Annotated in this window: 25 protein-coding genes, 1 riboswitch and 1 other annotated feature; of the genes, 7 read left to right on the top strand and 18 right to left on the bottom strand. The window is 44.5% G+C overall.

Features of this window, described 5'->3' with window-relative positions:
* Positions 1-26: 26 nt before the first annotated feature.
* Positions 27-410, bottom strand: a complete 384-nt coding sequence (locus A361_RS01365) for a VOC family protein (protein ID WP_019381237.1) — start codon at positions 408-410, stop codon at positions 27-29.
* Between the two features lie 113 nt (positions 411-523).
* Between A361_RS01365 and A361_RS01360 the strand changes: the two genes are divergently transcribed.
* Entirely contained in the window at positions 524-1,012 is a 489-nt protein-coding gene (locus A361_RS01360; protein ID WP_019381236.1) for an 8-oxo-dGTP diphosphatase, read from the top strand.
* Positions 1,013-1,028: 16 nt separating this feature from the next.
* Positions 1,029-1,589 carry a GNAT family N-acetyltransferase gene (locus tag A361_RS01355; protein ID WP_019381235.1) on the top strand — a complete coding sequence of 187 codons (561 nt, stop codon included), beginning with the start codon at positions 1,029-1,031 and terminating at the stop codon, positions 1,587-1,589.
* Positions 1,590-1,614: 25 nt separating this feature from the next.
* Here the strand turns inward: A361_RS01355 and A361_RS01350 are convergent, their stop codons facing one another.
* The 15 genes from A361_RS01350 to A361_RS01280 form a co-directional block, all read right to left on the bottom strand.
* Positions 1,615-2,235, bottom strand: a complete 621-nt coding sequence (locus tag A361_RS01350) for a histidine phosphatase family protein (protein ID WP_019381234.1) — start codon at positions 2,233-2,235, stop codon at positions 1,615-1,617.
* A complete protein-coding gene (locus tag A361_RS01345) occupies positions 2,232-2,951 on the bottom strand; it encodes a hypothetical protein (RefSeq protein WP_019381233.1) in 720 nt (239 codons plus the stop codon). Before A361_RS01345 ends, A361_RS01350 begins: the two co-directional genes overlap by 4 nt.
* Positions 2,948-3,442: an ECF transporter S component gene (locus A361_RS01340; protein ID WP_019381232.1), complete on the bottom strand. Its 495-nt coding sequence runs from the start codon at positions 3,440-3,442 to the stop codon at positions 2,948-2,950. The genes A361_RS01345 and A361_RS01340 overlap by 4 nt, the downstream gene beginning before the upstream one ends.
* Positions 3,439-4,026: a cob(I)yrinic acid a,c-diamide adenosyltransferase gene (locus tag A361_RS01335; RefSeq protein WP_019381231.1), complete on the bottom strand. Its 588-nt coding sequence runs from the start codon at positions 4,024-4,026 to the stop codon at positions 3,439-3,441. Before A361_RS01335 ends, A361_RS01340 begins: the two co-directional genes overlap by 4 nt.
* A 15-nt stretch (positions 4,027-4,041) precedes the next feature.
* Positions 4,042-4,467: a bifunctional adenosylcobinamide kinase/adenosylcobinamide-phosphate guanylyltransferase gene (locus A361_RS01330; RefSeq protein WP_009336334.1), complete on the bottom strand. Its 426-nt coding sequence runs from the start codon at positions 4,465-4,467 to the stop codon at positions 4,042-4,044.
* Positions 4,419-5,036 (bottom strand): histidine phosphatase family protein, encoded by a 618-nt coding sequence (locus tag A361_RS01325; protein WP_009336335.1) that lies wholly within the window; start codon positions 5,034-5,036, stop codon positions 4,419-4,421. The genes A361_RS01330 and A361_RS01325 overlap by 49 nt, the downstream gene beginning before the upstream one ends.
* Positions 4,994-5,785 (bottom strand): adenosylcobinamide-GDP ribazoletransferase, encoded by a 792-nt coding sequence (gene cobS / locus A361_RS01320; RefSeq protein WP_009336336.1) that lies wholly within the window; start codon positions 5,783-5,785, stop codon positions 4,994-4,996. Before cobS ends, A361_RS01325 begins: the two co-directional genes overlap by 43 nt.
* Entirely contained in the window at positions 5,772-7,295 is a 1,524-nt protein-coding gene (locus tag A361_RS01315; protein WP_009336337.1) for a cobyric acid synthase, read from the bottom strand. Before A361_RS01315 ends, cobS begins: the two co-directional genes overlap by 14 nt.
* Entirely contained in the window at positions 7,292-7,867 is a 576-nt protein-coding gene (locus A361_RS01310) for a bifunctional adenosylcobinamide kinase/adenosylcobinamide-phosphate guanylyltransferase (RefSeq protein ID WP_009336338.1), read from the bottom strand. Before A361_RS01310 ends, A361_RS01315 begins: the two co-directional genes overlap by 4 nt.
* The gene (gene cobD, locus A361_RS01305; RefSeq protein WP_019381230.1) at positions 7,849-8,925 is read right to left on the bottom strand and encodes a threonine-phosphate decarboxylase CobD; all 1,077 of its coding nucleotides are present in this window, start codon (positions 8,923-8,925) and stop codon (positions 7,849-7,851) included. Before cobD ends, A361_RS01310 begins: the two co-directional genes overlap by 19 nt.
* On the bottom strand, positions 8,900-9,865 hold the full coding sequence (gene cbiB, locus A361_RS01300) for an adenosylcobinamide-phosphate synthase CbiB (RefSeq protein ID WP_009336340.1): 966 nt from the start codon (positions 9,863-9,865) through the stop codon (positions 8,900-8,902). Before cbiB ends, cobD begins: the two co-directional genes overlap by 26 nt.
* Positions 9,862-11,334, bottom strand: a complete 1,473-nt coding sequence (locus tag A361_RS01295; protein WP_019381229.1) for an adenosylcobinamide amidohydrolase — start codon at positions 11,332-11,334, stop codon at positions 9,862-9,864. The genes cbiB and A361_RS01295 overlap by 4 nt, the downstream gene beginning before the upstream one ends.
* Positions 11,335-11,464: 130 nt before the next feature.
* Positions 11,465-12,517 (bottom strand): FecCD family ABC transporter permease, encoded by a 1,053-nt coding sequence (locus A361_RS01290; protein ID WP_009336342.1) that lies wholly within the window; start codon positions 12,515-12,517, stop codon positions 11,465-11,467.
* Positions 12,483-13,457 (bottom strand): ABC transporter substrate-binding protein, encoded by a 975-nt coding sequence (locus A361_RS01285; RefSeq protein WP_019381228.1) that lies wholly within the window; start codon positions 13,455-13,457, stop codon positions 12,483-12,485. Before A361_RS01285 ends, A361_RS01290 begins: the two co-directional genes overlap by 35 nt.
* Positions 13,458-13,843: 386 nt before the next feature.
* Positions 13,844-14,049: riboswitch (cobalamin riboswitch) on the bottom strand.
* Positions 14,050-14,129: 80 nt separating this feature from the next.
* A complete protein-coding gene (locus A361_RS01280) occupies positions 14,130-14,906 on the bottom strand; it encodes a hypothetical protein (protein WP_019381227.1) in 777 nt (258 codons plus the stop codon).
* A gap of 364 nt (positions 14,907-15,270) precedes the next feature.
* On the opposite strand from A361_RS01280, the gene A361_RS01275 reads away from it, so the two are divergent.
* Together A361_RS01275 and argS are read left to right on the top strand one after the other, a co-directional pair.
* The gene (locus A361_RS01275; RefSeq protein WP_019381226.1) at positions 15,271-16,455 is read left to right on the top strand and encodes an FtsW/RodA/SpoVE family cell cycle protein; all 1,185 of its coding nucleotides are present in this window, start codon (positions 15,271-15,273) and stop codon (positions 16,453-16,455) included.
* 30 nt (positions 16,456-16,485) lie between these two features.
* Positions 16,486-16,746: a binding site (T-box leader), on the top strand.
* A 46-nt stretch (positions 16,747-16,792) separates the two neighbouring features.
* Complete coding sequence (gene argS, locus A361_RS01270; RefSeq protein WP_026041662.1) at positions 16,793-18,478, top strand: arginine--tRNA ligase; 1,686 nt, start codon at positions 16,793-16,795, stop codon at positions 18,476-18,478.
* Positions 18,479-18,490: 12 nt separating this feature from the next.
* Here the strand turns inward: argS and A361_RS01265 are convergent, their stop codons facing one another.
* Positions 18,491-19,372 (bottom strand): sulfite exporter TauE/SafE family protein, encoded by an 882-nt coding sequence (locus A361_RS01265; protein WP_009336348.1) that lies wholly within the window; start codon positions 19,370-19,372, stop codon positions 18,491-18,493.
* A 183-nt stretch (positions 19,373-19,555) separates the two neighbouring features.
* On the opposite strand from A361_RS01265, the gene A361_RS01260 reads away from it, so the two are divergent.
* Together A361_RS01260 and A361_RS01255 are read left to right on the top strand one after the other, a co-directional pair.
* Positions 19,556-19,993, top strand: coding sequence for a Dps family protein (locus tag A361_RS01260; RefSeq protein ID WP_009336349.1), 438 nt, complete (start codon positions 19,556-19,558; stop codon positions 19,991-19,993).
* 137 nt (positions 19,994-20,130) lie between these two features.
* Complete coding sequence (locus A361_RS01255) at positions 20,131-21,024, top strand: EamA family transporter (protein WP_019381224.1); 894 nt, start codon at positions 20,131-20,133, stop codon at positions 21,022-21,024.
* Between the two features lie 24 nt (positions 21,025-21,048).
* On the opposite strand, the gene A361_RS31160 is transcribed toward A361_RS01255, so the two are convergent.
* A complete protein-coding gene (locus tag A361_RS31160; RefSeq protein ID WP_257780480.1) occupies positions 21,049-21,183 on the bottom strand; it encodes a hypothetical protein in 135 nt (44 codons plus the stop codon).
* Between the two features lie 256 nt (positions 21,184-21,439).
* Here A361_RS31160 and A361_RS01250 point away from each other — a divergent pair, with 256 nt between their 5' ends.
* Positions 21,440-21,868 (top strand): DUF4395 domain-containing protein, encoded by a 429-nt coding sequence (locus A361_RS01250; RefSeq protein ID WP_026041661.1) that lies wholly within the window; start codon positions 21,440-21,442, stop codon positions 21,866-21,868.
* Positions 21,869-21,924: the final 56 nt, after the last annotated feature.

Genomic DNA, 21,924 nt, shown 5'->3' with positions numbered 1-21,924 from the left:
AAATGACCCTGGAGCAGAGTCAATTATTATCCTATAGGCGAACAAATCTCAATATAATGTCCATCCGGATCTTGCACATATGCCACTTTCTGGCCCCAAGGCTTTTCAACAGGCTCGAGCAGGACAGGGACTCCGGCGGCCTTTAGCTTTTCAACTGCCGCTTCTACCTCTTCTGTGACAAAGCCCAGCTCAAATGTCTGCTCCTTTCTTAATCCATCCGGTATCGGAAGCCCGGTGACTTCCCGTCCTCCTTCTCTCGTATTAAAAGAAAGAATGGTGCTGCCTGTATCATACTCGATGTAAGTTCCAAATTCATTCCTAAGCTTCAGACCCAGCAATTCACCATAAAAATGCTTCGTTCTTTCCAGGCTTTCCGCATATAGAATGACATACCCCATCTTCAATTCCATTTATGTTCACCTCTTCAAATTTTCTAGTCATGATATGATTTCAATAAAGGAGGTATTTTCTCCTTTTAAAAGAATGTATAAACTTTGGAATCATTATTAATAGAGGTGCAGCAATGAACTGGAAAGAAATCGAACATCAGATGTACACGATGTGCATGGTTGCAGACGGAGATCAGATCCTCCTCATAAAACGCCCGGATTATAAAGGCTTCCCTGGCTATCTCGCACCAGGCGGAAAAGTAGAGTTTCCCGAGAGCATTACGGACGCAGCAAAACACGAAGTGCTTGAGGAGACCGGGCTGCACGTCAAAAATATTATTTTTAAAGGCTGGGATGAGTACGTAAACCCCCAGATGAATGTCCGCTACATAGTATTTAATTATCTGGCAGACTCCTTTGAAGGAAGACTTCTTGCGGATCCTCCTGAAGGAGAATTGCAGTGGGTTTCGAGACAAGATGCAAGGGACCTTCCCATGCAGGATTGGTTCAAGAGAAAGCTGCCGCTTTTTTTCAAAGAAGGGACTTTTGAGATCCATTCAGTTTGGGATGAAGAGCACAACACAGAAGGAACAAGCAAGACAAGGGTTTTTACTAAGATTTAATGGAGGGGTACCCGCTATGATCGAAGATACAGCCCTAAAGGTGAAGATTCGTCCAATACAGGAAGAGGATTTGCCTATTTTATGGGACTATATTTACGGAACAGACAACCCTGAGTGGAAAAGATGGGATGCTCCCTATTTTCCTCTTGAGCATAAAGACTTTAAAACATATAAACAGGAATTCCTCCAAAAGGCAGAAGAATATCTGCCTAGCAGCATGGTAATTGCAGCGTCGGAAAAAGTAATCGGCATTGTGGGATACTACTGGGAGCATCGAGATTCTAATTGGCTTGAAGCAGGAATTGTAATTCACAACCCCGAGTATTGGAATGGGGGTTATGGAACAGAGGCTCTTACTCTGTGGGTGGACTTTCTATTTTCCTCTCTTCCGCTTGCCCGGGTAGGTATTACCACCTGGTCAGGCAACAAAAGAATGATGAAAGCCGCTGAAAAGATCGGCATGCAGCTTGAAGGTAGAATGCGGAAATGCCGGATTGTTAATGGGAAGTATTATGATAGCATCCGGATGGGCATTCTGAGGGAAGAATGGGAAGAAAAGGTCATCAATAAAAAATAGGCTCGTTCTTTAACGAGCCTAAACCTTATTCGCAGTGAGCCATGCATCCTTCTAAGAGGAATTCCTTTTTATCCTGATCGATCTGCAGGATGGTCAGGCTGGTTCCATGAATGAAGGGCGGATCCCAAATGCGTTCGACAGCAGCATTGCGGCAAAGCATATACAGAGCTTTGACAGCAACTGCATGGGTAATAATCAGCACACTGCCTTCTAATGAGGTCTTTTGCAAGTCTTCCAGAAAGGAAGCAACGCGGTTTGCCACATCATAAAAGCTTTCTCCTCCTGCACTTTCATAGGACTCCGGCCGGTTCCAATAGGCATCGAACGCAGCCGGATAAAGATCCCTTATTTCACTTTCCACTCTTCCCTGCCAATCACCAAGATCTATTTCCATAAGCCTTTCATCTGTTTCGACCGGAATCTGCCTTGTTCCTCTTACAAGCTGTGCTGTATGTAAAGTCCGTTTGCTCGGTGAAGATATCATACGCTTAAATTCTATATCCTTTATTCTTTCTCCAAGCAGCTTCGCATCACGTCTGCCTTTCTCCGTTAAATCAGAGTCCAGGCGACCCTGCATTCTTTTCGCTTTGTTCCATTCCGTTTCACCATGCCGGATGATATATAAAGTCAGCATCCCTCTTTTCATGCCTTTCTTTTCAGTATATGAAAATAACTTCCTGCCAAATTCCTGATTTCTTCCAATTTATCTTCGGAAAAAACGGCTATAAAACAAGTGGATGGGCCTGCTGATTTTTCCAAGTCCACTTCTGATTCAAGGTCCTTAACCTCAAACTCTCTATTGGAGAACATCCCGTTCAGCTCGTTCAGAATGCCTTTTGAACCTACTGGAAGCGTCTCAGTATCTTTAATAGAGTTAATGATTTTAAAAAGCTCCAGGGGTGCTGCCTCCGCCTCTCTCTCAATCAGCTCCTGGCCAACCAAAGGTGAACCAATAACCGCTATCCTTGTATCATCTGTATAAATTAGGGTCTCAGCAGGAAGCGCTCCCTGCCTTTTGCCAAGTACAGATAAACCTATCGCAGATTGAAGCAGGTTAAAATTGCTTTCTGTACTGCCGGTGATTTGCAGCTCCTTTAGTCCCAATTCATCAGCCCCCTTCTTAATGCCCCGTATAAGCTGATCCCAGGCATCATTTCCGCAGAAATTCTGAAGGGCAGCAGCAAATGGCTGAGCACCTGCTGACAAACATTCCATGACAGCGACACGGAAGGAATAATACGAAACAGTCTCGTAAGGAACCTGGACAGCATCCTGTTCTTTCTCGCCGATTGCTCCGCTGTTATCACTGGCTACCACAATCATTTCTTCAGAATTAAAAGGAAGGCTTAAGACATCCCTCACTGCTCAGCACCCGCTTTGGAAAGTGCCGGGCCCACAAGCTTGACAAGTCTCGGAATCGCTATATAAGCAATAACAGCATTTATCACAGAGCCTATAAAAAGAGAAGGCACAATTGCCAGGTAAAAGGCCTGGCCCATTAAAAAGATAAATGGAAGCGGGGCTGCAAAGGCATTGCCTAACACAAAAAGAATTCCCCCCAGCCAGTGCCGGCCTCTCTGATATAAAGAACTGAAAATAAAGGCTAACAGTGCCATTTCAACAGCAATCAGGAGATGAAGCGGCCCTAAAGGCATGCCGCCCAATAACGCCGACAGCAAATGTCCGATGGCAGCAACGGCCGCACCGCCATAGCCTCCAAGCAGCACGGCTGCAAGCAAAGCAGGAAATGCATCCAGTGCCACGCTTCCGATAATGGCCGGAACTTTAATCGCTGCGCCGACTGCTGTCAGTGCAACAAGCATGGCTGCCATGCCCAATCGCATGCTTTTCATTCTTTATCCTCCTTGCGCTTTCCTTCACGGAATACATTAGCACTGCGCACATACTCCACATCTTTCTGGTTAAGACGGGAATTAACCACTCTTGCCAGGGCAAAGAAGTAATCAGATAAACGATTCAGGAATTTCAGTGCCACTGCAGAGGTTTCCGGATCCGCTTTTTTTAGTGAAACCACAAGCCGCTCCGCTCTCCGGGTTACTGTCCTGGCAATATGAATGGATGCAGATGCAGGTGCTCCCCCAGGCAGAATAAACCTTTCAAGCTTTGGCGCTTCCTCAATCAATTGATCAATCTTAGTCTCCAAATAGTCTACAGATTCCTTCGTCAATTTCAGCTCCCGCTTTTTCGAAACATTTGCAAGGTCACCGCCACAGTCAAAAAGCTCATGCTGAATCTTCTCCAGATCCTCCAGGACATCCTGAAAAATGGACGGATCCAGCTGTGTCATAGCTTGCCCTACAAAACAGTTTACTTCATCCACTGTTCCGTATGCTTCAACCCTTACATCATCCTTTTCCACCCTGCCTCCGATAATGCTTGTTTTTCCCTCATCACCAGTTCGTGTATAAAGTTTCATCAGCAATTCCCCATTTCATTTTATATTTTGACTGATGCCATACCAAATCAAATCAACTCTATCTGCAGCGGCAGCGGCATCCTGAAAGGCCCAGCCTGACGCATCCCGCCACTTTCGGTCAGCTGCTTCCATTGGAACAATGCCTTTTGAAATATCAGATCCGATTAAAACGATCTTTCGATTGACAGCTGTTTTTTCCCACGCCTGCCATTTTGCCAGCATCTCCTGCCACTTGTCCCGAATCTCTTCAAACTCCAGCGCTTGGGACCATTCCTTAATCATCAGCTCGATTCCCTCATAGACGATTAGGTTTTGATCCAAATCGCCGGTCATCTCACCATGATAAGCTGAAAACCATTTATGAGGAGTATCATCCAATTGATATAATCTCTTTACCCATCGGGATTTCCCGTTAAAGGCGCCTCCTGTAATGAAGTGCATCTCTCTCCCCTCCTAAACTCTTCCCGTGTCCACCTTAGCTCATAGCCTCTTCCAAACGGAACTTGCCATTCCCAGAATTCTTTTTTCTCCGGTGCATACTTTCCAAGAAGGTATCTTATGACTCCGCCGTGTGTAATAACAGCGGCATCGCGCATATCCTTCCGGAGCAATTGATCGGTTAAATTTTGCCACCCTTTATCAACTCTTGCTGTAAATGCTGAAAAGGATTCCCCTCCGGGCACCACCCCTGAGAAAGGATCTTCCAGCCATTTTTGATAAGCCGGGGTATCTTTCAGCTCTTGATACGTCCGGCCATCCCACTCACCAAAATGCATTTCTCTCCATTCGGGACATGGTTCAATAGAATGATCCGGGAAAAGAATAGCTGCCGTCTTCATGCATCTGCCTAAATCACTTGCAAATATTCTTCTATAGTCTTGAGGCGCCGCGGCAAGCTTATCCCTATGTTCCGGACACAAAGGGGAATCTGTCCAGCCCAGATAAGCATGGGACTTATTGGCTTCTGTCAGCCCATGACGAAGTAATGCAACAGCCACAGTATCATCCATAAAAACACCTCCGTCCCTTCCACACTGGCCCCAAGTACATCCCCTGTCATTCCGCCAAACCAGGCAATGACTTTCCTTGATAAAAATGCGAATAACAATATTGAAAAAAGAACCATGATAAGAAACCCAACAATGGCCGGGTAACCTGCCAGCCCGGCAGCTGCCGCGGCGGCCAGAAGGAAGATAGGGTAAATAGATAAGGTGGTTTTCGAAGCAGCCTGCTGAAATAATGAGCCCAGCCCCTCTGTTTTGGCTGCCTTAACTTTTATCAGCAATACCCCCATTACCATCTTGCTTAAAAATGGAATCACTGCGATTAAAAAAAAGGAATATAGATTTGATAAAAGTACAATTTCATAGATAAATAGAAAACGGGTACCCAGCAATACGATGATGGACAGCACACCGAACGCCCCCACCCGGGGATCACTCATGATTTCCAGCCGCCTCTTCTGATCGCGATAGGAGAAGAACGCATCGCTCGCATCCATCCACCCATCAAGATGAATCCCGCCGGTCAGCAAAATGCCGGCCAGCCAGACGGCAAAAGCCGCAGCCAAGAGTGAAAAAGGAGTCCATTCAAGAAAAGCATAGAGAATAAATGCGTATATGCTCCCCTGAATGAGGCCGGCTATGGGGAAGGTTCTGATTGCCTTCTCCAAATGAGGCTTATCCATCGGCAGAGACATTGGAATGGGAATGCTTGTGAAAAATTGAAGGTTGATCAATAATCCTTTAAGCCATTTCATTCTGTTTTCTCCAGCTAAAGACGATTTCCTTCAATTTTCCCCAATCAAGATGCTGAATCATATTTTCCGCCAGTTCGTTGTATTTCCTATCCTTCAGGGCTTTTATTCGGACAGGCTCCTTACTTGGAATGCCTTTTTGTTTGCGCAGGGAATTAAGCCACTCACCCCTCCATTCATCATTATGGAAGATGTGGTGCATATACGTCCCTACCAGACGGCCTTCATTTCCATAGAATCCATCTTCTTCGCCATTTTGAAGCAGAAGAAGGCGATTGCCATCAAAGTCTTCTTCAAGAACTGTTTCACCTAAATGGATTTCATATCCATCCAAGATTTCCTTTACGGGAAGGTTCGTGCTTGAATGCAAACTGCCCTTCACCTGCACCGTCTTCTTGCGTTCATGAAAAATGGTATCTGCCGGTATCAAATTCAAGCCTTTTTCCTTTTCATTAGGGTTCCCGGTATCAGAACCTGCCATATCGATTAATCTCCTGCCGAGCATCTGGTATCCTCCACAAATGCCGGCAATAGAACCTCCATCGGCAGCATAGCGCACAATCCAGTCCGCCAGACCTTTTTCCTTGAAATAGCGCAAATCGCGAATCGTGCTCTTTGTGCCGGGAATGATCACCGCATCAGGTGAGCCAGCTTCCGATAGATGCCTTACCCATCTAATGTTCACGTCATCTTCATAGTAAAACGGATCAATGTCACTGAAGTTTGAAATAAATGGCGGCCGAAGCACTGCAATGTCCAGAATGCCTCCTCCAGCCCTTGGAACAGCAGCCTGAATGGATAGGGAATCCTCTGCATCGATCATATGGTCATCCAAATAAGGAAGAACCCCGAGGACAGGAATGCCCGTCCTTTCCTCGATCCAGCGGATGCCATCCTCAAACAGCGTGATATCTCCGCGGAATTTATTAATGATAATGCCCGCAACCCGCTGTCTTTCCTGTTTGGTGAAAAGCTCCAGGGTTCCGACAATGCTGGCAAAAACACCGCCCCTGTCAATATCGGCAACCAGGATGACAGGCACATCCGCCATTTCGGCTACTTTCATATTAACAAGCTCTTTATCTTTTAAATTAATTTCAACAGGGCTGCCAGCCCCCTCTATCACAAGCAGTTCGTATTGAGCATCAAGCAGACTCAGTGCCTCTCTGATGGTCTCCAGTCCCTTTTCATAAAAGGATTCCCGATAGCTTCTTCCTGATAGGGAATTGACTGCTTTTCCAAGGAGAATGACCTCCGCATTCTGTGCGGATTGAGGCTTAAGGAGAATAGGATTCATCCAGACAGCAGCTTCAGTTCTTGCCGCTTCAGCCTGAATGCCCTGTGCCCTGCCGATTTCATTTCCATCCTTTGTCACGTATGAATTATTGGACATATTCTGGGATTTAAAAGGAGCCGTACGGAAACCTTCATTGGAGAATGCCCGGCAAAGAGCCGTAGCAATCAGGCTTTTCCCTGCATCGGATGAAGTTCCCTGAATCATTATCCCTTTCATTCCGGTTCTCCTTTCATTTGTATGGGGATGCCAGCTTCAACAAGATAGGCTTCATCAGCCATATTTACTAAATTCCTGTGAAGCGTCCCAAGTATTTTTGAATATGTAATCACCAGTTCATTTTTGCCAATTGGCTCATTCAAGACTTCGTTGCTGACAACGATCAAGGCCCTGCATTTTTTGCGGATTTCTGTGATGGCCCTGAGAATATCAGATGATAGACTTTCCTGGAATTCTCTGTTCCGCCAAACATCTTCCGCTCTAAAAAGTTCATTATTCAAGAGAGTGGTCAAGCAATCGAAAAGAATAATGTCCTGATTGTTAAAGTTTCCCGAGATCTCTTCAAGTGCGGAAGGCTTCTCCCAGGTTGTCCAGCTCAAACCGCTCTTTTCCCGGTCATCCTGGTGCCTCTGAATCCGTACCTTCATCTCGGAATCGTACGCTTTTCCTGCAGCAATATACTGAAGCTTTCCTTCCGTCTTTATTGCCAGCCCGGCAGCAGTCCTCTCTGCAAAGGAGCTTTTTCCGCTCCGCACTCCACCGGAGATAAAAATCAGCGATCCTTCCGCCATTGCCGCATCGCCTCCATCAGCACATCGTTGTCCTTCGGCCCTTTAATCGCAAAGCGCAACCATCTCCCTTCCAGACCTGGGAAATTCATTGTGTGCCTCGGGATAATTCCTTTCTCAAGCAAAAATCGAAAAAGAGGCAGCTGCACATCAAATCTCGGATCTCTCAACAAATAGAAATTAACTGAAGAAGGAGAAACCTCAAAATCCAATTGCTGATAAAATTGAACCAGCCTATCTCTCTCCTGCCGGATTAAATTCTTTGTCAGCCTGACATGCTCTGTGCTGTCCAGACACCATTCCCCTGCTTTTAAAGCGAGGGCATTTACACTCCAGTGCGGCTTTAGAGAAGCTGCTTCTTCAATTAACCTCTCACTTGCCATCATGTATCCAAGGCGCAGGCCCGGTATCGAAAACATCTTTGTCATGGAGCGCAGCACCACAACATTCGAATCCTTTTCTATGAAAGGAACGATTGATTGATAGTCGCAGGCAAAGTCATAAAAAGCTTCATCCATAATAAGCAGGCAGCTATGGGTATGACACTTCTCAATTAATTCCTTTACAATGGAAGATGGGTAAAAAATACCTGTCGGGTTATTTGGGTTGCAGAAGAAAACAACATCAGCGGCTTTCAGCCTTTCAGATAGCGCTTCCATATTGAGATCCCAGTCGCCAGGCTCCAGCTGATGATAGGAGACTGTACAATGATTAACCCGGCAGGCCTCTTCATATTCCGAAAAGGCCGGCTGAATAATCAGCACCCTTTTTCCGGCTATCATCCGGCCAATCAGGGTGATTAGCTCGGCGCCTCCATTTCCCACCAGAATCTGTGTTTCTTTTATTCCCTCTGCAGCCGCCAATTTGCTTTTTAATAGAGAAGATTGGGGATCCGGATAATCGCTAATAAATTGGAATAGACTTCCCCATCCTTCTTTTAACTCGCGGGGAGGACCAAGTGGATTGATATTGGCACTGAAATCAATTCGCTCCTCAGGCATTGGCTTATCAATTGCTTCATATAAATATTGCGGGTTAGATCCATGTGAAGGCCAAATCAAGGAACACCCCTCCTGTCCATAATAAAAGCAAGAATAAGAAAACCGTCTTGTTCATGATCGAAATGCTTTTTATGATATGTTCTTTTTCAAGCAGCACCATTGGCTTTCCCATCGTGGCTCGGTTAGAAATTACACCCTTATAAAAATTGATTCCTCCCAGCTGAACCCCCAGGAGGGCTGCAACAGCTGCTTCGCCCCAGCCGCTATTTGGGCTCGGGTGCTTTGGTGCATCTCTTAAAAGGATCCCCCATGCTTCCTCATATGGAGAATGCTCCGGCTTTTGTGTGAGCATGATGCAAACCGATGTCAGCCGGCTCGGGATCCAGTTTGCGATATCATCCACTTTGGCAGATGCCCACCCAAAATCTATATACCTTTCATTTCTATGGCCAACCATGGAATCGCAAGTATTAATGGCCCTGTAGATAAGGGCCATTGGAGCACCGCCAATCATGGCCCAAAATAATGGAGCTGTAATGCCATCACTGGTGTTTTCAGCCACTGTCTCCACGGCAGCCCTGACAATGCCTGGTTCATCCAATCGATCTGTATCCCTGCCGACAATGTATGAAAGCTTTAATCTTGCTTCTTCCATATCTCCTTCTGCCAGAGGCTCATAGACCTCCAGTGCTGCATCTTTTAAACTCTTTTGCGCAATGGCTGTGAAGATAAGAATGCCCTCTGCCAGAATGCCGGCAACCGGGTGAATTTCATAGAAAAGCTCTATGATTAAATAAGTTATACCTCCTGCTGCCAGCAGGACTATAAATAGCATGATGATCCCTTTTAATTTTCTATAGCGGCCTTTATTAAGAACTTGTTCAAGTTTATGTATCAGGGCACCCATCCATCTGACCGGATGCGGCCAGTTTGGCGGGTCTCCTATCAGCTTATCTATTATGCAGGCAAAGGTTAAGGCGATCAGGTGATTTAAAATCATCCCTTTATCCTTCTTTGCGATTTTTTTATTGCCTCAACAGTACATTCGTAGACACCTTTTCCGATTATTTTGCCAAGAGGTGTAATGGTGCCCGCATACTCCAGGTATTCTCCCTGCTGCGTGGCCGCAATCATAATACTGTCTGTCGATGTTCCGGTCGCTATCGTCCCTGTGACTGCATCCTTTACCTTCTGATCATATAAGGCTCTTGTCTTTGCCTCGGTTGCAGTCATAATGCATTGAATAAAGGCTTCCTCTGTCAGATTGCCATTAACGAAAACCCATGTATTGATTGTACCCGGAGTCAGATGATAAGAATGGGCTTCACTTTTCGAGGCATCAACAGCATTGCCGACACCTGCTGTCACGACCACATACACAGAAAAGGTTCCATCTTCATAAAATTTACTGCTATGATCTTTAACATATACAGCGGTCATCATCCCCACGGTTTCCCCGGGTTCTAAGCCTATCTCCCGGACAAAATCCGCCATCTCCGCTCTATGATCACTGCAATCATAATTCTTGCTCACATGCCGGTTTAGAAATATGCGATTCCAGCCGGTGCCCGATCCTGTTACACCTGATGACATGGTTTTCAGCGGAAATGGGGTGCGAAGGACAAGTAAGTCTTCCTTTACCTCAAGATAGGATCGATCAATTCGATTCACTGATTGGCTTTCTGCCTGAGAGCGTTTGGGCACCAAAACCATCTGAGGGGCCGGGACTCTTGGATGCGGCAGCTTCTCAATCTTCGTCCTATAGACCTCACGTATTCTGCCTTCTTTTAAAACCTCATTGGGAACGTGGTTAATATTGACTTCACCATTCTCAAGCAGCAGAAGGCGGTCACAGTACAGGCCGGCCAAATTCAAATCATGAAAAATGGAAATGACCGTCAGCCCGCAGTCTTTTGACCATACAGAAAGGAGATCAAGCAATTCTTTTTGATAGGATAAGTCCAGATGGTTAGTCGGTTCATCCAGCAATAATATTTCCGGCTCCTGGGCAAGGGCCTGGGCTAAAAACACCCTTTGTCTTTCGCCGCCGGATAATTGCTGAATATCATAATCCTGAAAATGGGAAATGCCTGTCTGCTCCATGACTCGATTGACCGCTTCTTCATCTTTGCCGGACCAGCTCTGGAACCACCCCTTTTGATGGGCATATCTGCCGAGGGAAACAGTTTCCTTTACCGTATAGGAAAAAGCCTGAGAGGAGTGCTGAGGCAGAACAGCAATAATTTTTGCAAGCTCTTTCGGTGTATACTGTGAAAGGTTCTTTCCTTTGATCAATATATCTCCTGACTTATGAGGCAGAATGCCGCTCAGCATCTTCAGTATCGTGGTTTTCCCGCTTCCGTTCGGACCCAGTATTCCGAAGAGCTCCCCTTTCTCCACTTCAAAGCTGATATTTTTCACAACCGGTGCACCGGCATATCCGCCAGTAACTTGCTGAACGCTTAGCATGATTAACCACTTCTTTCTTAACTAAGATATGCCTTCGGAACAGGCAAAAACCGCTTGTTCCTGCAAAGAAAATCCAGGGAATCCTTCCTCCTTGAATGGGTGGACGCTTGTGCCGGACAGTTATCGAGGTTCAAAGTTTATTCTTTCTTTTAATTAAAATAATAGCAAACGCAGGTGCACCGATTATCGCTGTAATCACACCGATTGGAAGTTCGGTAGGTGCAATGATCGTCCGTGAAACCAGATCGGCAATAATAAGAAAGCCTGCACCCATCAGAATAGATAGCGGCAATAGGTGCCTATGATCCGGTCCCCATAACAGCCTGGTCAGATGAGGGATCACAAGACCGACAAATCCTATCGTTCCAGATACAGCTACAGCCGCACCAGTCAAGATAGAGCCAGCTATCAGGACCATCATCTTTCTCTTCTGAACGTCCACCCCTATATGCTGGGCCTTTTCTTCTCCGAAGCTCATGGCATTAAGCTCTTTGCTGTTCACTAAAAGAAGGATGGCACCCAGTACAAAAAACGGAATGATAATTTTAATATACGCCCACCCTCTCATGGATACACTGCCAAGAAGCCAGCCAATAATCTGTCTAAGCTCCTCTCCAGTCAGGGCAATCATCAGAGAAATCAGAGCGCCAAGAAAAGAACTGAAGATAATGCCTGTTAAAATAATCGTTTCCACTTTCATGGATCTTTCAATTTTTCTGGCAAACAGCAAAACGGCAAAAATGGTTAAAAAGGAAAATAAAATGCTGAATAACGGCAGCGTAAACATTCCTGCAAACGGAATGGATAATCCTAAGAATAATGTTAAAACAGCACCTAGTGAAGCCCCGGATGAAACCCCAATTGTATATGGATCTGCCAGCGGATTTCTTAATAAACCTTGAAAGGCGGCTCCCGCAATTGCAAGAGACGCCCCTACTAAGCCAGCCAGCAAAACGCGCGGCAGGCGAATATTCAAAATGATATTTGAATGCATAGCATCCGTGTTTCCCAATGAAATAAAAGGAAATAGCTCAGCGCTTATTACTCTGATAATCGTCATGGGGTGAACAGACACTGTTCCAATTGAAATCCCCATCAGCATGGCTAAAAGCAGGAAAGCCGCTGCTGTTAGATAAGCTAAAAATTTATTATTTAAATACGTCCGGATATACTGCTTTTGCAAGTTCCTCGACTCCTTCAATAATACGAGGGCCAGAGCGGGTTACCATATCGGAATCAACATCGGCAACATGCTTATTTTTTACTGCGGTTATATCCTGCCAGCCATCCCTTTTCATTACATTGCCAGCAGCATCCTCAGTGTAATAGCCATGAGTTGTGATGATTACATCCGGATTCCGTTCGATAATCGCTTCCGGATCCATTTTCGGCCATCCTTCTTCGGAAATGATATTTTCTGCATTGATGGCACTTAGCATTTCATCCATAAATGTTTTTGTACCTGCTGTATAGATTTCAGGAGCAGGTGAAACTTCCACGAAAACCGATTTGCGGTTTTCTTCTTTTATGCCCTGAGCTTTTGTTTTGATTTCCTCGAGCTTGCTCTTCATATCTGAAACAAGCTGCTCTGCTTCATCCTTCTCTCCCGCTGCGGTTCCAACCATTTCAATGGATTCAAAAACCTGATCAAAGCTCTTTGCATCATTGACAACAAGGACGGTCACACCTGCATCCCTTAATTGCTGAAGGCCAGCTTCGGAATTATGTGCGCTTGACGCGTGAGCAAGGACAAGATCCGGTTTTAAAGAAATAATTTTCTCGACATTAAATTCCATGCCGCCAATCTTTTCTTTTTCTGTGGCTTCGGGCGGGTAGTTATCAAAATCGGAGACTCCGACAACTTCTTCGCCAAGCCCCAATTCAAAAACAATTTCGGTGTTGCTTGGAATCATGGAAACGATTCTTTCGGGCTTGGATTCGATGACGATTTCATTATCAAGAGCATCCTTTATCGTAACAGGAAAAGCAGCCTCTTCCCCGCCAGTATTCTGCCCTTCCTCAACCTTTTTCTCTTCTTTAGGCTGTTCAGCACTCTCGCCGCAGCCTGCTAGCACTCCTGCAGCCAGAAGCATCGTTAATAAAAATGCATAAAACTTTCTCATACTCAGCAATCCTCCTAGAACTTTCGACAAAATTCGGATGGTGTCTAACACCATCTTAAAAAATAAAAGGCTGGTTCTCATAATATTTTTCAGCTTACAAACCTAGCGCGTTGATTTCCGCTGCAGGCACTTGCTTTCCGGGGGAGAGATGAGAGCCTCCTCGGCTTCGCCTGTGGGGTCTCTCACTTCCCTCACTTCCCGCAGGAGTCAAGTGCCCTCCGCTGCAATCAACTCAGTGGCAGAAACTAAGTTAGCCACCCATAGACTTTTAGAAACAACCAAATAAAAAACATCCCCTCGGACGGCAAGGAGATGTTGGCATGGTCATTTATCAATTAGTGCAGAAAGGATGGCCGGACCAAACACCTCCCTATCCTCGTAGGTTTATGGGTGCTTAAGAATCAGGCAGGTCTCCTGGCTCATGGTCAATGCGTTCTGCTCCTTCCCATACATTCCTGTACAGTGGATTTACAGACAGCTTCCATTTACAGTGGCGGGACCGCGCTGGAATTTCACCAGCTTCCCTATTAAGTCTTCAAAAGAGCCTGTTTTAAAACCCTTTTGAGAAAACACCTGTTCTATGCTGATATAAAATTTTCTATCTCCGATTATACACCATCACGCAGAAAAAGTAAGAGAATTTTGCTGAATGTTGTAAAAAAGTTCAGAATTCTAGCGCGAGTATATTTTCCATTCCCTTGTTTTCTTATCAAACACAATCTTCGCCTCACATGGCTCTTTCACAATGGCCTCATACTCGTCATACATATCATCCATATTCGCAAAGTCGCCAATAATCCAAATAGGAATTTCTATCCGGACCCGATTCTGTTCGATATCCTTAATGGAAAGTACCGCTCCCTCTTTCATAAGAGACTTTAAGGAAAGCAGGACATCTCTGGTGATAGGAGGATACGTCTTTTTCTTTTTTATGCCAAGGAGCGTTTTTTCGACTTTCATCTGTCCCATTTTACCGGGGATTACTTCCCCAAGCATGCGGTAAAAATCGTTCAGATCGCGATAATATGTACGGTTAAACCAGCCATCATCATGGGCCAGGTACACATAGCGATTGCTCAGATAATTGTAAAAAGGCGGCTTAAGATGTTCCTTGACATGGCCGAGATAAAGAAGCTCAGCAATTGTCTGGCCGGGAAGCTCATTCACCGCTTCCTCTTCCTCGAAATCAATCCAGCAAAAATCGCCATAGCCATATACATCATCCTCAACCAGCCTGCCAAGCTTGTCCCTTGACACATAATCGAACATCGTGTGGGTATTAAAGTCCCCATGTTCAAAACGATGCTTTAACAACAGCAGATTGTTAATAGAATCGGAAAGAGTTTGGGCAAACTCTGCAAACTCAATTCCATAAGTCATCACATACTGATCCTGTTCATTAAGATGGATGTAGATGAGATCACGAATAGCATGATTCCTTCTTTTCAATGACGAAACCTCCGAACCGTTACCCAAAGTGGTGTTTTCAAAGAAAAGCACTGAGCTAGACAGATAAGAATAGCGCAAGCGCCTTCACAAATTAGTAAAAAGACAGCTTCTTTTTGAAACTGCCTGTTAAACATCCAGTATTTTATTCTCTTATTGTAGCAAAAATAACTGAAAATATCTTTGCCGATGAGAAAAAATTTTAAATTGCAGCCTGCCCGGTTTTTTGAAAATACAGGAAACCATCATGCTGATTCATTCGTCTAACTACATGCAGAGAAAAAATGTATTCTGTTCTCCATTGTAAGGTTTTTTTTTCTTTGTTAGGATAAAAATGTAAAAAGGTACAGAAACCAGGTGTATACAAATGAACAAGAATAATAGATTCTCAGACCGATTCGATTGGACGTTATGCTTTCTGCTGCTACTATTTTTCCTCATCAGCTGCATCGCTATTTACAGCGGACAATCCTCCAATCAATATGAAGGGAATTTTGTCGTCTCACAAATAAAAAATTATGTTGTCGGAGCTATCATTGTGGCAATTGTCATGTATTTTGACAGCGAGCAAATCAGAAGGCTTACTTGGCTGCTGTACGGTTTAGGCATCCTATTGCTTGTCGGGTTATTCATTGCACCGGAAAGCATTGCACCAGAGCGCAAAGGGGCTACATTGTGGTATATCATTCCTGGACTTGGTTCTGTGCAGCCCTCAGAGTTTGTTAAGGTATTCCTTATCATTGCCCTCAGCAAAATCATCGCTGACCACCATCTGAAATATCAGGCAAAGACTGCAGGCACGGACTTTTTCCTTCTAATCAAATTAGGGGCAGCCACATTGCCTCCATTAGGATTGATTATTATTGAAGACCTGGGTACCGCCCTTGTCATCATCGCCATATTAACTGGAATCATCCTGGTTTCCGGGATCACCTGGAAAATCCTTGTTCCGATTTATGGAATCCTTGGCGCTTTCGCGGGAACGGTGCTCTATCTGGTCATCATAGCACCGGAGATTTTAGAGAAGTACCTTGGGATAGACCCCTATCAGTTCAGCCGAATTTATTCCTGGCTTGACCCGGTTAATCACAAGCAGGGAGCCGGAATGCAGCTGTACAACTCCATGCTCGCAATCGGCTCAGGATTAATATCCGGAAAAGGGTTTACTGACAGACAGGTGTATGTGCCTGATGCCCATACTGATTTTATTTTTAGCGTCATTGGCGAGGAGTACGGCTTTTTTGGTGCAAGTGTAGTAATCAGCCTTTTCTTTCTGCTCATCTATCACTTAACTAAAACCGGCTTGGAGACGACCGACCCTTTTAATACCTATATTTGCGTCGGGGTCATCAGTATGATCACCTTCCATGTATTTCAAAATATCGGTATGACTATTCAGGTCCTGCCAATCACCGGCATTCCGCTGCCGTTTATCAGCTACGGCGGAAGCTCGCTTATGGGAAACATGATGGCGATGGGCCTGATTTTCAGCATCCGCTACCATCACAGAACTTATATGTTTTCAACAGATTCAAATTATGTTGCAAAATAAATCCAACGGCGTATAATAACATTAATATATTTAGTGTCTATGATGAAGAGAGTAGCAAAGGGCTCTTTCCTAAAAGCGAGACAGGGACGGTGCAAGCCTGTCGGGAAATCCTTTAGTGAAGCGCACTTCGGAGATGCATAGCTGAAAGAAAAGTAGGCTATGCCGGGTAAGGAGTCCCGTTACCAAACCCCTTTAGGAAATGCGTTCAAACATATTTTGAAACGTCCTTTCAAAAGAGGTCCTTTGGACAATCAGAGTGGTACCGCGGGTAGACTTCAGCTCGTCTCTATTTTTATATAGAGGCGGGCTTTTTTATTTTCCAGGAGGTGTTAATATGATCAATTTCAAAGCTATTTTCACAGCTCAGCTGGCTTCAGTGCTGAATGGGCAGCTTTCTGACGAAGCAATTGCGGACTTAATCGAAACGCCAAAGAATCCGGCACATGGCGATCTTGCTTTTCCCTGTTTTACACTTGCAAAAGCATTCAGGAAGTCACCTGCCTCTATTGCTGACGAGACAGCGTGCCTGATTCAGGGACCGCATATCGAAAAAGCAGAGGCTGCTGGTCCTTACATTAATATCTTCTTTTCCAAAGAGTCAGCCGGTGCAGTCATAATGGAAAAAATTTTGAACGAAGGAAAAGAATATGGACAGCTGAATGATGGCGCAGGCAAAACAGCCGTGCTTGATTTCTCTTCGCCAAACATCGCAAAGCCCTTCTCCATGGGCCATTTGCGGTCAACGGTCATTGGAAACGCCCTCGGCAGCCTGGCCGAAAAATGCGGTTATACAGCGGTCAGAATCAACCACTTAGGCGACTGGGGCACACAATTCGGCAAGCTGATCACCGCTTATACAAAGTGGGGCAGCCCGGATAAAGTGAAGGAAAGTCCCATAAAGGAACTGCTTAGCCTATATATACGCTTCCATGAAGAAGCAGAAGCTAACCCAGCCCTTGAAGATGAAGCGCGTTCCTGGTTCAAAGAGCTTGAAAACGGAAATGAGCAAGCTCAGGCACTCTGGAGCTGGTTTAGAGAAGAATCATTGAAAGAATTCCAGCGGGTTTATGATATGCTTGGCATTCATTTCGACTCATACAATGGTGAAGCTTTTTATAATGATAAAATGGAACCCGTCATAGAGGAACTCATGGCAAAAGACCTGCTGGCTGAGTCTGATGGCGCAGAGGTGGTTCAACTGCCTGATGAAGACCTTCCTCCATGCCTGATAAAAAAATCCGACGGAGCGACTCTGTATGCAACACGGGATCTCGCTGCAGCTTTTTATAGAAAAGAAACCTATCAGTTTGATCATTCCCTATACATTGTCGGTCAGGAACAGAGCATCCATTTCAGGCAGGTTAAAAGCGTTATTAAAAAGATGGGTTATGAGTGGGCGGATAATATGACACATGTCCCTTTTGGCCTCTATTTAAAAGATGGGAAAAAGATGTCTACCCGAAAAGGCAGAGTCATCCTTCTTGAGGAGGTCCTGAATGAAGCAATCCTTCTGGCAAAGACCAATATCGAAGCTAAAAATCCCGGCTTGGAAAACAAAGATGAAGTCGCTGAAGCAGTCGGCATCGGGGCTATTCTGTTCCATGATCTGAAAAATGACCGCATGAATAATATTGAATTTTCACTTGAAGATATGCTGACATTTGAAGGAGAAACAGGACCCTATCTGCAATACACCAATGCCCGGGCCTATTCTCTTCTCCGCAAGGCAGACAATATTCCATCTGCCGAAAATGGGCTATCTGATTCTTACAGCTGGGAAATTATCAAGCTGCTCTATCAGTATCCTGAAAAAATCAGACAATCTTATATGCAGCTTTCCCCTTCTGTCCTGGCTAAATATTTGATTGATGTGGCTCAAGCCTTCAATAAATATTACGGACAGGTAAGAATATTAGAAAAGGATAACAGCATCAAATCAAGACTTGCCCTTGTCAAAGCAGTCACAATTGTTCTTTCCGACGGGATGCAGACACTCGGCATGAAGGTGCCCCGGCAAATGTAAAAGGAGAGGCCATTATGGTCTCTCCTTTTTTGCCTTTGTGCGGGCATTTGCTTTATGCATTTTCACAAGGCTTCTTACTAAAAAGCCGCCGACAAAAATGGCCATCAGCACTAAGCCGGTATAATTCAAATGTATTAATTTCAGAATCACACTTGCCACTGTAGCCATATATAAGGCTCCGAGCATATAGGTGATTTCTTCGTTTTCAAAATAGGAGGTAAGCTTCGCTCCAAATTGTGACCCTATCAGGCCTCCTGTTACGAGTGAAATGCCAATCCAATAATCAATGCTGACAGTGGAAGCGTAGGATAGAAAGCCTGCAGATACGATTAACATGATAGCAAACAAGCTGGTTCCTACTGCTTTCTTCGGCATCATCCCTAAATAGGCAACCGATAAAGGCACCATAATAAAGCCGCCGCCCACACCTAATGTCGTAGAAACAAATCCTGCAAAAAATCCAATCAGAACCATTTTCACAATGGATGGAGAATGTTCAGATGACGGAGCGGCATTGGCTGATTTTTTCCCTCTTTTTAACATGCCCAAAGCAAAATAAGACAGCAGAATGATATAAAACAAAGGAACTGCCCACGCATCCCAGCCCTTTTCCTCAAGAAACAGCACAAAGGGATGGGCGGCCTGAGTAGCTGCCATACCGCTTAGTCCAAGAATCAGCCCTTGCTTAAGCCATATATTCTTCATCCTGATATGAGCGAAGATGCCTGAAAGAGAGGTACCAATTGAAAAAAGCAAACTCGTTGTGATTGCTTCTACCGGAGAAAAGCCAAACAGCATGAGTGTCGGAGTAAGAATGAATCCCCCGCCTACCCCAAAAAAACCAGAGAGCACACTAATAAGCGCTCCGAGCGTAATAAATAAGAGATATTCCATTAAAAAATCCTCACTAACCTGTATGTCTTGCCAATTAAGCGGTACTATATCACTTTACCATAATCAGCCATGGTTATACTGTGGATTTTGAATTTGCTTATTTATAATTATTATAAATAAGTATTGATTTTAATTTGATATTTGTTATAATAAATATATAAATGACTTAGGGGGAATATAAAAATGGAAAAATTACATGCAGCATTAAATGTACAAATCGCAAACTGGAGTGTTCTTTATACTAAATTGCACCGCTACCACTGGTTTGTAAAAGGCCCGCTTTTCTTTACCCTTCATGAAAAGTTCGAAGAATTATATAATGAAGCAGCTGAAGTTGTGGATGAGGCAGCCGAACGCCTGCTAGCCATCGGCGGCTCACCGGCAGCGACACTTAAGGAGTTCTTAAGCATCACTACTCTTGAAGAGTCTAATGGGGAAAAGAAAGCAGAAGATATGGTTGCCGCTCTTGCTTCCGATTATAGACATATTAAAGAACAATTAATTTCTTTAGCACAGCTTGCTGAGGAGCAGGAAGATCAAGTGACAGGCGACTTTGCCATCGGTCTTATGGAAAAATTGGATACGCATATTTGGATGTTAAATGCCTACTTAGGAGAATAATCGATAATTAAGAAAGAGTCAGTGAGAAAAATCACTGGCTCTTATTTTTGTGCAGAAAAAATCTTCCCCTAAAGACTTACTGAGATGTTATGATTGACCTGATTGCCTGATATCATCTTCAGAAGGGAGTATCCATAATGGCAAACTTAAAATATTCATTATTCATTTTTCTTGGGGCATGCAGTTATGGCATTCTGGCATCCATTGTGAAACTCGGACTCCAGGCCGGCCACTCTGTTCCTGAATTGACCGGAAGCCAATATTTATTTGGGCTCCTTTTGCTGTTGCTTTCTTTCCCATTTATCAAAAAAACAAAAATCACCCTTAAACAAACAGCAGCTTTGTTATTGACCGGTGCTTCCCTAAGTTTAACAGGCATTCTGTATGGAATGAGCCTTGATCGGAATCCGGCCTCCATCGCTGTTGTTCTCTTATTTCAGTTCACCTGGATAGGAATTCTTTTAGAAGCTCTATATGAAAGAAAGATGCCCAGCAAAGCAAAAATCATTTCTTCGATTTTGCTAATTATAGGGACTGTATTTGCAAGCAACCTGATTAATTCCGGGTCACATCCTATTCAAGCTGAGGGACTGATCTATGGCTTATTATCTGCGGTAACATTTGCCGTATTCATTTTTGCAAGCGGCAAGGCAGGTAAAGGAATTCCAACCATCCAGATGAGCATCTTCATCACGTTTGGCGGACTTCTTCTGGTTGCAGCTTTTTCAGGCCCCGTTTTAATAAGCGGTGGCATCCAGCTTGAGGGCCTATGGAAATTCGGGCTGCTGATGGCATTGTTCGGGGCTATTTTCCCAATTGTATTTTTTGCAATCGGCTCACCTCATTTAGATTCAGGTCTTGCCACAATTGTAGGTTCTGCCGAACTCCCGGCCGCTGTTGCTGCTGCCATGCTGATTCTTGGCGAGAGAATTTCAGAAGCACAGACTTTCGGAATCGTGCTGATCCTGATCGGAATCAGCATTCCGCAGTTCACATTAAAAAAAGCAGCAAAGAATCGTTTTAGCACGTAACGTGTTTTTACGGATAAAATCTTTTCAGGAGACTTTGGAATCCATTCCAAAGTCTTTTTTCTTTAAAGGCTGTTGCATGAGTTCGGACTCTTTCCTGCGGATTTCTTCTTCTCCTGTCTGAAGTTGCACCGGGTTCGGACTCTCTTGACCAGAATTCACCTCCTACTGTCCGAAGTTTTACCAGGTTCGGACTCTCTCCTGCGGATTTCTTCTTCTCCTGTCCGAAGTTGCACCGGGTTCGGACTCTCTTGACCAGAATTCACCTCCTACTGTCCGAAGTAGCGCAGGGTTCTTTTCGATATTGTCCTTCATAACGGACTATTTTTTTTTTCCCAAGCTTTTTCTCTTCACAAAAACTTGCAATTTAAGTAAACTATTAATACCTATAAAACCAATGAGAAAGGTCGGAAAATAATTGGCAAATATACCTGTTTCTATTCCCCGCCCGCTCGTAAGAACTAATCAATGGTCGATCGTATTAAGTGTTTTAGCTTCGTGGCTAACCGGTGAAGCATGGATTCTTGCCACACCCCTCCTTGCAGGTATAATGGGCCTATTGTTCGGCTACAATCCCATTATGCGTGCAGCAAAACTTTTTCTAAGAAAAAATCCTGCTGATTACATTCCTGAAGACTGGGAGCAGCAGCAATTTAATCAAGTGATTGCCGTTGCATGCCTGGCGCTGGGCCTGATCAGCTTTCTTCTGGGCTGGACAGCTGCAGGATATGTTTTTACAGCTATGGTAGCTCTATCAGCATTTGTCGCCATTCTTGGATTTTGCATAGGCTGTTTTATCCGCTTTCAGCTCAATCAATATAAATACCGAAAATCTTATAAAGCTTAAGGCAGCCAACACGGCTGTCTTTTTCATTTCCTTTTCCACCCAGCTAGTTTCAAAGG

The sequence above is a fragment of the Cytobacillus oceanisediminis 2691 genome (assembly GCF_000294775.2).
Lineage (GTDB): Bacteria > Bacillota > Bacilli > Bacillales > Cytobacillaceae > Cytobacillus > Cytobacillus pseudoceanisediminis.
This window is presented reverse-complemented; position numbering and strand designations above follow the sequence as displayed.

Coding starts and splice junctions, on each gene's coding strand:
- A361_RS01365 (WP_019381237.1), bottom strand. CDS start 410: ATGGAATTGAAGATGGGGTATGTCATTCTATATGCGGAAAGCCTGGAA.
- A361_RS01360 (WP_019381236.1), top strand. CDS start 524: ATGAACTGGAAAGAAATCGAACATCAGATGTACACGATGTGCATGGTT.
- A361_RS01355 (WP_019381235.1), top strand. CDS start 1,029: ATGATCGAAGATACAGCCCTAAAGGTGAAGATTCGTCCAATACAGGAA.
- A361_RS01350 (WP_019381234.1), bottom strand. CDS start 2,235: ATGAAAAGAGGGATGCTGACTTTATATATCATCCGGCATGGTGAAACG.
- A361_RS01340 (WP_019381232.1), bottom strand. CDS start 3,442: ATGAAAAGCATGCGATTGGGCATGGCAGCCATGCTTGTTGCACTGACA.
- A361_RS01335 (WP_019381231.1), bottom strand. CDS start 4,026: ATGAAACTTTATACACGAACTGGTGATGAGGGAAAAACAAGCATTATC.
- A361_RS01330 (WP_009336334.1), bottom strand. CDS start 4,467: ATGCACTTCATTACAGGAGGCGCCTTTAACGGGAAATCCCGATGGGTA.
- A361_RS01325 (WP_009336335.1), bottom strand. CDS start 5,036: ATGGATGATACTGTGGCTGTTGCATTACTTCGTCATGGGCTGACAGAA.
- cobS (WP_009336336.1), bottom strand. CDS start 5,785: ATGAAATGGCTTAAAGGATTATTGATCAACCTTCAATTTTTCACAAGC.
- A361_RS01315 (WP_009336337.1), bottom strand. CDS start 7,295: ATGAAAGGGATAATGATTCAGGGAACTTCATCCGATGCAGGGAAAAGC.
- A361_RS01310 (WP_009336338.1), bottom strand. CDS start 7,867: ATGGCGGAAGGATCGCTGATTTTTATCTCCGGTGGAGTGCGGAGCGGA.
- cbiB (WP_009336340.1), bottom strand. CDS start 9,865: ATGATTTTAAATCACCTGATCGCCTTAACCTTTGCCTGCATAATAGAT.
- A361_RS01295 (WP_019381229.1), bottom strand. CDS start 11,334: ATGCTAAGCGTTCAGCAAGTTACTGGCGGATATGCCGGTGCACCGGTT.
- A361_RS01285 (WP_019381228.1), bottom strand. CDS start 13,457: ATGAGAAAGTTTTATGCATTTTTATTAACGATGCTTCTGGCTGCAGGA.
- A361_RS01275 (WP_019381226.1), top strand. CDS start 15,271: ATGAACAAGAATAATAGATTCTCAGACCGATTCGATTGGACGTTATGC.
- A361_RS01265 (WP_009336348.1), bottom strand. CDS start 19,372: ATGGAATATCTCTTATTTATTACGCTCGGAGCGCTTATTAGTGTGCTC.
- A361_RS01260 (WP_009336349.1), top strand. CDS start 19,556: ATGGAAAAATTACATGCAGCATTAAATGTACAAATCGCAAACTGGAGT.
- A361_RS01255 (WP_019381224.1), top strand. CDS start 20,131: ATGGCAAACTTAAAATATTCATTATTCATTTTTCTTGGGGCATGCAGT.